This window comes from Sutcliffiella deserti (assembly GCF_020037475.1).
Taxonomy (GTDB): domain Bacteria; phylum Bacillota; class Bacilli; order Bacillales; family Bacillaceae_I; genus Sutcliffiella_A; species Sutcliffiella_A deserti.
Genome location: NZ_JAIQDB010000008.1, coordinates 114,081 through 120,326 on the forward strand (window position 1 = coordinate 114,081; position 6,246 = coordinate 120,326).

Below are 6,246 nucleotides of genomic sequence, written 5' to 3' on the forward strand. Positions count from 1 at the left end.
GTGTCTAGCTCCAGCGGTGAGCCGCTCGCGCTTTCTAGCAGTTTTGAAATAAAAAGTGAAGGTGATAGATATGGCGATGGATCAAAAAGAGATGCAAGAAAACACGTATGATGAGAGTCAGATACAGGTACTAGAAGGACTAGAAGCTGTTCGAAAAAGACCGGGAATGTACATTGGCTCTACCAGTACGAAAGGACTTCACCATCTTGTATGGGAAATAGTCGATAATAGTATCGATGAAGCCCTCGCAGGATTTTGTTCGGAGATTAATGTTATTGTCGAAAAGGATAATAGCATCACAGTTACAGATAATGGTCGGGGAATACCAGTTGGAATCCATGAAAAGATGGGTCGACCTGCAGTGGAAGTTATCATGACCGTTCTCCATGCGGGAGGAAAATTCGGTGGTGGCGGCTATAAGGTTTCCGGAGGTCTGCATGGTGTTGGTGCTTCGGTTGTTAACGCACTTTCCTCAGAACTTGAAATCTATGTTCACCGTGATGGAAAGGTCCACTATCAAAAGTACAACAAAGGAGTTCCCCACGAAGATCTTAAAATTATAGGGGAAACCGAAGTTACAGGGACGATTATCCATTTTGTACCGGACACAGAGATTTTTACAGAAATAATAGAGTATGATTTCGATACATTAGCACACCGTTTACGTGAGCTGGCTTTTCTTAATAAAGGTATACGTATTACCATCGAAGATAAGAGAGTCGAAGAAGGTAAGAAGAACGAGTACCTTTACGAGGGTGGAATTGCCTCCTATGTAGAACATTTAAATCGTACGAGAGAAGTAATTCATGAAGAGGTTGTCTTTGTCGAGGGGGAAAAGGACGGAATTTCCATCGAAGTTGCTCTTCAATACAATGACAGCTATACAAGCAATCTCTATTCTTTTGCGAATAACATTAGTACGTACGAAGGTGGAACGCATGAATTTGGATTTAAAACTGCTCTTACAAGAGTAATAAATGACTATGCTAGAAAAAATAATATTTTTAAAGATGCAGATAGTAATTTAACCGGGGACGATGTTCGTGAAGGATTAACTGCTATCGTATCAATAAAACATCCTGACCCACAATTCGAAGGGCAGACGAAGACCAAACTTGGAAACAGTGAAGCTAGAACTGTAACAGATTCCGTTTTTACTGAGAAATTCGAAGGCTTCTTATACGAGAATCCTTCTGCGGCGAGAAAAATAGTAGAAAAAGGGTTAATGGCTTCAAGAGCGAGAATGGCTGCTAAAAAAGCCAGAGAGCTTACAAGAAGAAAGGGAGCCCTTGAGATTTCCGGCTTACCAGGGAAGTTAGCGGATTGTTCATCCAAAGATCCATCTATCAGTGAAATATATGTGGTAGAGGGAGACTCTGCGGGTGGTTCAGCTAAGCAAGGACGCGACCGCCATTTTCAGGCTATTTTACCGTTACGAGGGAAAATTATTAACGTTGAAAAAGCGAGACTTGATAAAATTCTTTCTAACAACGAGATTCGTGCCATCATTACTGCTCTTGGAACAGGTATTGGTGAAGAGTTTGATATAACGAGAGCTAGATATCATAAAATTGTTATTATGACAGATGCGGATGTTGATGGAGCACATATTCGTACATTGTTGCTAACATTCTTCTATCGTTACATGCGTCAGATTATTGAACACGGCTATATTTATATTGCTCAGCCACCACTTTATAAGATTCAGCAAGGTAAAAAAATAGAGTATGCCTATAACGAGCGTCAGTTGGAAGAAACCCTTGCTACTATGAGCGATCAACCTAAGGCTGGCATACAGCGTTACAAAGGTCTTGGAGAGATGAACCCAGAGCAACTTTGGGAAACCACGATGGATCCTGTTTCGAGAACATTGCTGCAAGTAACCATGCAAGATGCGATTGAAGCGGATGAAACATTTGAAATCCTAATGGGGGATAAAGTAGAGCCAAGAAGAAACTTTATCCAAGAGAATGCCCGTTACGTAAAAAACCTAGATATCTAATATTAGCAGGGTAGCGAAACCTATCCTGTGTTTTTACATAGAGCGAATTTAGTAAGGCTCTTTTCGTAAAAATTGTTGCTTTAAGCCCGTAAAATCGGCACCGCTCTAACCTCTCTTAAAGAGAGTGTAACTTTTTGTTACTACAAAAGAAAAGCGCACAACAGCTTGATTGTTACGGGTAGTTATAACTTACGCTGAAACAACAAAGAATGCGAAAAAAGCCTTTAGTTTAAAGCTAAAGTTTCGCAAGGAGGTTCATAATTATGTCTGAGAGGTCCTCTCAAGTTAAAGAAATCAATATCAGTCAGGAAATGAGAACATCGTTCCTTGATTACGCCATGAGTGTTATTGTGGCACGTGCACTTCCAGATGTTCGAGACGGATTAAAACCGGTTCATCGTCGTATATTATACGCAATGAATGATTTAGGGATGACGTCTGACAAAGCATACAAAAAATCAGCACGTATCGTAGGAGAGGTAATTGGTAAGTACCATCCCCATGGTGATTCTGCAGTGTATGACACTATGGTTCGAATGGCACAGAACTTCAACTTCCGCTATATGTTAATTGATGGACATGGTAACTTTGGATCAGTTGATGGAGACGCTGCCGCGGCTATGCGTTATACAGAGGCAAGAATGTCCAAAATTTCTATGGAAATCTTACGTGATATCAACAAAGATACGATCGATTACCAAGATAACTATGATGGTTCAGAACGGGAACCTGTTGTACTTCCTGCAAGATTCCCTAACTTGCTTGTTAATGGAGCTTCCGGTATCGCAGTAGGGATGGCTACGAATATTCCACCCCATCAGCTTGGAGAAATAATTGACGGAGTTCTAGCAGTGAGTAATGATCCGGATATCACAATTCCGGAGCTGATGGAAATTATTCCAGGTCCTGACTTTCCAACAGCAGGACAAATACTGGGCAGAAGTGGAATTCGCCGAGCGTATGAAACAGGCCGAGGGTCCATTACGGTAAGAGCGCAAGTAGATATCGAACTAAAACCAAATGGTAGAGAGGTAATCATTGTTAATGAATTACCATACCAGGTCAACAAAGCAAGATTAATTGAAAAAATAGCAGACCTTGTACGTGATAAAAAAATTGAGGGCATCTCCGACCTTCGTGATGAATCTGACCGAAATGGAATGCGGATCGTAATAGAAGTGAAAAAAGATGCTAACGCTAATGTCCTTTTAAACAATTTGTTTAAACAGACGTCCTTGCAAACAAGTTTTGGAATCAATCTATTAGCATTAGTTAACGGAGAGCCTAAAGTATTAAATCTTAAACAATGTCTCTACTATTACTTAGAACATCAAAAAGTGGTAATAAAACGCCGTACCGCCTTTGAACTTCGCAAAGCGGAAGCAAGAGCACATATTCTAGAAGGGTTACGAATTGCGCTTGATCATTTAGATGCAGTAATAGCCCTTATCCGCAGCTCCCAAACAGCTGATATTGCTAGGGAAGGTTTAATGACTGAATTCTCTCTATCAGAAAAACAAGCTCAAGCGATCCTAGATATGCGTCTACAACGTCTAACAGGGTTAGAGCGGGAGAAGATTGAAGAAGAGTATAAAGGACTTATGGAGCTAATCGGAGAATTAAAAGCCATACTAGCAAATGAAGAAAAGGTACTTGAAATCATTCGGGAAGAACTGACGGAGGTTAAGGAGCGTTTTAATGATACACGTCGCACCGAAATCATGGTTGGTGGGTTAGAGGCGATTGAGGACGAGGATTTAATTCCACGATCAAACGTTGTTATTACCCTGACGCATAACGGTTATATTAAGCGCCTTCCACTTTCTACATACCGCAGTCAGCGAAGAGGCGGACGTGGTATTCAAGGAATGGGCACGAATGAAAATGACTTTGTGGAGCACCTATTAACAACATCTACCCATGATACGTTGTTATTCTTTACAAACAAAGGAAAAGTATACCGTGCAAAAGGCTATGAAATCCCAGAATACAGTCGTACTGCCAAAGGTATACCGATTATTAACCTTCTTGAAGTAGAAAAAGGGGAATGGGTCAATGCCATTATCCCTGTTGAAGACTTTGTTGACGACTGGTATCTATTCTTTACTACAAAACATGGTATTTCCAAACGATCGCCATTATCCCAGTTTGCTAACATCCGCAAGGGAGGCCTAATTGCATTAGGACTTCGTGATAATGATGAATTAATCTCTGTGAAAATGACAGATGGAACAAAAGAAATGATTATCGGGACGAAAAATGGTATGTTAATTCGTTTCCATGAAACTGACGTACGTTCAATGGGAAGAACTGCAACTGGGGTGAAAGGGATTAATATCTCACCATCTGATGAAGTAGTTGGGATGGAGCTATTAGAAGAGAACCTCGATGTCCTAGTTGTTACGAAAAACGGCTATGGAAAACGAACTCCGGCAGAAGAATATAGAATTCAAAGCCGTGGAGGTAAAGGCATTAAAACTTGTAACATTACAGAACGTAATGGTGAACTCGTAGCAGTAAAAACCGTAACTTCTGAAGAAGACTTGATGCTTATTACAGCAAGCGGCGTATTAATTCGTATGTCGGTTGATGGTATTTCACAAATGGGACGTAACACGCAAGGCGTGAAACTGATTCGTTTAGCAGAAAGTGAATTTGTAACAACAGTTGCAAGAGTTGATAAAGAAGAAGTGGAACACATAGATTTGGAAGATCCTGATTTAGAAGAAGGAATTTTGGAAGAAGAGGTCGAAGAATAAGAAGTGCATATCGAGCAAGTACAAAGAGGAACACTAAAGGTGTTCCTCTTTGTGTATAAAGAGTTAAGGAGAGGAAAGTCCATGTTAGTAAAAACTGTACAGTTAGTGGAAGGGTGTATTTTAGCCAAGGAAGTTAAGTCGATTGCAACTAAACCAATAATGACACAACGAACAATCCTAAACAGTCAACATATAGAAATGCTAGAGCTATTTTTAATAGATGAAGTCGAAATCGAAGCTTTTCTTTCAAATGGACAGCCATTTAACCCTCAACTTTTACCTGTAGAGGAGCACAAACCAATAGAGGACTCATTTTTACAAATGTACTTTAAGGCCATACAGGGTTATAAAAAACTCTATAAGACCTGGCAATCAGGATCTCCTATAGATTATTCGGAAGTACGTAATGCCATTATTCCTATGATTGAGAAATCGCTGCTCTTCCAGGAGGAAGTATTTTCTGTTTACCATTATACAGACGAAGAAGAGTACATCTATCACCATTCAGTAGCGGTTTCCATAATTGCAGCATCTATTGCCAAGACGATGGGCTATAGTAAGAAGGATATTATTCAAGTAGGAATCGCAGGATTCTTAATGGATTGTGGAATGTCTCGAATCGATCAGAAAATCCTCAAAAATGTCGCGGTGCTGAAGAAAGAAGAATTCGATCAGATAAAAGAACATCCAATCTTTAGCTACCAAATGGTCAGTAAGCAACCCGTTATCCAAGACGATATAAAGCTTGCAGTTCTCCAACATCATGAACGTTATGATAAGAGCGGGTATCCCTTTGGATTATCTGAAGATAAAATACACCACTATACTAAAATACTTGCGGTAGCAGATGTGTTCCATGCGATGACCTCTCCAAGAAAGTATCGTAGGAAGCAATCACCTTTCAAAGTAATTGAGCAGTTAAAACATGAGACGTTCGGTAAATACGATCTAGCAGTTGTCCAAGCGTTAACAAATAGTGTGTGTAAGTTTAGTGTAGGAGTCAATTTGCGTTTATCTAATAGAAAAATTGTCCAGGTTGTTTTTATTGATCCGAATACACCTACCAGGCCAATGGTGAAAGCAGTTGATTCCGAGCAATATATCACACTAAATCAAGAGCTAGACTTATATGTAGAAGAGATACTTAAATAACCTCTTGGAGAAGGCCATAATTGTTCCAACTAATTCACTATAATAGTCATAATAAAAAGAGGGAGGTCTGCTGCGGAATATCGCAACAGGCCTTTCTTTCTTAGTTTAAATAAGATATTAAAAATATATTAAAAAAGTAATTGCATCATGACTAGCACCGTGCTATAATCAATCAAGTCAGCAACACAAGCAACTACGCTTTCTTCTTTCCATGCATAAGGGATTTTAAAAAGATGTTGACTTTGTGTTAAGGTACATGTTATATTTAAGAGGTCGCTTTTAACAGAGCGCCAAAAAAGTTCTTTGAAAACTAAACAAAACAACAGCGTCTAC

At 39.6% G+C, this 6,246-nt stretch carries 3 protein-coding genes; all 3 read left to right on the plus strand.

All coding sequences use genetic code 11. The annotated features are described in order from the left end of the window. Positions 1 to 76: 76 nt before the first annotated feature. The 3 genes from gyrB to K9B36_RS13720 all read left to right on the plus strand — a co-directional run bounded on the left by gyrB (position 77) and on the right by K9B36_RS13720 (position 5,913). The gene (gene gyrB / locus K9B36_RS13710; RefSeq protein WP_223702805.1) at positions 77 to 2,002 is read left to right on the plus strand and encodes a DNA topoisomerase (ATP-hydrolyzing) subunit B; all 1,926 of its coding nucleotides are present in this window, start codon (positions 77 to 79) and stop codon (positions 2,000 to 2,002) included. A gap of 263 nt (positions 2,003 to 2,265) precedes the next feature. Further along, entirely contained in the window at positions 2,266 to 4,761 is a 2,496-nt protein-coding gene (gene gyrA, locus K9B36_RS13715) for a DNA gyrase subunit A (RefSeq protein WP_223702798.1), read from the plus strand. Positions 4,762 to 4,842: 81 nt separating this feature from the next. Continuing rightward, a complete protein-coding gene (locus K9B36_RS13720) occupies positions 4,843 to 5,913 on the plus strand; it encodes an HD-GYP domain-containing protein (protein ID WP_223702799.1) in 1,071 nt (356 codons plus the stop codon). Positions 5,914 to 6,246 lie beyond the last annotated feature (333 nt).